At 50.5% G+C, this 2,014-nt stretch carries 3 protein-coding genes and 1 tRNA gene; 3 read left to right on the top strand and 1 reads right to left on the bottom strand.

What is annotated here, in order from left to right; translation table 11 throughout:
• Positions 1 to 55 precede the first annotated feature (55 nt).
• Positions 56 to 132 (top strand) — tRNA-Met (locus ABYA77_RS14810).
• A 196-nt stretch (positions 133 to 328) separates the two neighbouring features.
• Here the strand turns inward: ABYA77_RS14810 and ABYA77_RS14805 are convergent.
• Positions 329 to 586 carry a helix-turn-helix domain-containing protein gene (locus ABYA77_RS14805; protein ID WP_372966730.1) on the bottom strand — a complete coding sequence of 86 codons (258 nt, stop codon included), beginning with the start codon at positions 584 to 586 and terminating at the stop codon, positions 329 to 331.
• A gap of 128 nt (positions 587 to 714) precedes the next feature.
• On the opposite strand from ABYA77_RS14805, the gene ABYA77_RS14800 reads away from it, so the two are divergent.
• Entirely contained in the window at positions 715 to 948 is a 234-nt protein-coding gene (locus ABYA77_RS14800) for a hypothetical protein (RefSeq protein WP_372966729.1), read from the top strand.
• On the top strand, positions 941 to 2,014 hold a 1,074-nt coding region (locus ABYA77_RS14795), incomplete at its 3' end, for an Arm DNA-binding domain-containing protein (RefSeq protein WP_372966728.1). The genes ABYA77_RS14800 and ABYA77_RS14795, both read left to right, overlap by 8 nt.

The raw sequence follows: 2,014 nt of genomic DNA, 5'->3' as shown, positions 1-2,014 counted from the left end.
CCGTATCATGCGTGCCACGTTGATCAGGCAAGTCCCTGAAAAACAACCAGTTTGATGCGGGGTGGAGCAGTCTGGTAGCTCGTCGGGCTCATAACCCGAAGGTCGTTGGTTCGAATCCAGCCCCCGCTACCATATAAAAGAAAGGCAAATCAGTAACTTACTGGTTTGCCTTTCTTGCTTTCTGCTTCTGAAAAATTCTCCGTGCCCTCACCGTGCCCTGTGCGTGCCAATTTCTGAACTCTGGATTATCGGCGTTTTAGAATTTGGACCGTAAGTCTTTTCGGGGCACGGGACCATATGCATGTATCCCATCCCCAAAGTCGAACAATCATTCCTCACTCTCTGAGGTTTTTGATTCGTCTGAATCTTCTTTGATGTGGGTGATCAACTGCTCTACTCGACAATCGAAGTAGTTGCAGAGCTTATCAATATTGTCTGTCACCGTGCTGTGCCCTGGGTGGTTGATGATTTTGGATAGGGTCATGCGATTGATGCCCGTCTCCTTGGCAATCTCCCCAATTGTGATTCTGCGTTTCTCGGTGAATTCCTTGTCTGCGATCAGTTCCTTCAAATGAAAGCGGATCATTAATATTCTCGAATGATGAAAAAAATAATCAAACGCCTATTGAGATTATCAACAAAGGGCGTATATTGATGATCAGGCGATAACAAATGTTATCAAATGATCGTTAATCTGGCTTAGGGGATATTCTCATGAACAACACATACCTGACAACAGAAGAGCTCTCAGAGCGTATCAAATATGACCCCCGCACCATCCGTCAGTGCTTGAAGGATAGCGTTCTTCTGGAAGGGAAGCATTACATCCGCCCGTTCGGTGGGAGGAAGATCCTGTACATCTGGGAGATCATTGAAGAGGACATGCTTGGTCTGGCTCAGAACAATCTGGCCATTCCCATGGCAAACGGAGGTGTTTGTCATGGCTAAGGTGAGGGTGCGGGCAGACACGAAAAAGCTTTTTATTGATTTCACGTATCAGGGGGTGAGGTGCCGGGAGCAGACTCTCCTCAATGACACCATGCGCAATCGTAAGAAGCTGGAAATGCTGATTCAACGTATGGAGGCAAAAATCCTGGTTGGTGACTTCGACTATGCCGAGTTTTTCCCGGGCAGTAAAAACCTTGAAAAGTTTTCCGCTGCGGGGGGATTGGGCGGATTGGAAGGCGTAGCTGGTGGGGCTGCTGAGACGCCGTTTTTTGCCGAATTCGCCGATCAATGGTTCCAAGAGTCCCGAATCCAGTGGCGGAACTCTCACACCCGTAATGTGGAGTCCATTCTTGGAAGTTCTCTGAAACCGGCATTCAGGAACAAACGGGTCGGTGACATTACCAAGGCCGATGTGCTCGCTGCCCGTAACCGGATGGCCAAGCGCAAGGGCAGGGGAGTTGGTGGGTTGATGGCTCCGAAAACCATCAACAGCCACATGGCAATTCTCAGAATGATCCTGACTGAAGCGGCCGACCGGTATGACTTCACAAATCCCTATCGCAACATCAAGCCGCTGAAGCAGAAGAAAGTGCACATAGCGCCTTTCTCACTGGCCGAGGTGGAGAGGATCATCCGGCACGTGCGGGAAGATTACCGGAACTATTACCAGGTCCGGTTCTACACAGGTATGCGTACCGGCGAGATTGATGGCCTCAAGTGGGAGTATGTGGATTTTGATAAACGCGAAATTCTGGTCCGTGAAACCCTGATCAACGGCCAGACCGAGTACACCAAAACCGATGGCTCCCAGAGGGAAATTCCCATGTTCGGACCGGTGTACGAGGCACTCAAGTCTCAGTATGAAGCTACAGGCAAACTCAGCAAGTTCGTGTTCTGTAACCGGCAGGGGCTGCCACTGGATCACAACAACGTGACCAAGCGTGTCTGGTATCCGTTGCTGGAAGCCCTGAAGCTCAAGAAACGCAGGCCCTATCAGACCCGGCATACGGCAGCAACGCTGCTGCTGGCTTCTGGTGAAAACCCGGAGTGGGTGGCCCGAACCCTG

The organism is Marinobacter sp., assembly GCF_041595835.1.
Taxonomy (GTDB): Bacteria; Pseudomonadota; Gammaproteobacteria; order Pseudomonadales; family Oleiphilaceae; genus Marinobacter.
The sequence above is the reverse complement of the archived record's forward strand: the minus strand, read 5'-3'. Positions and strand labels throughout refer to the sequence as shown.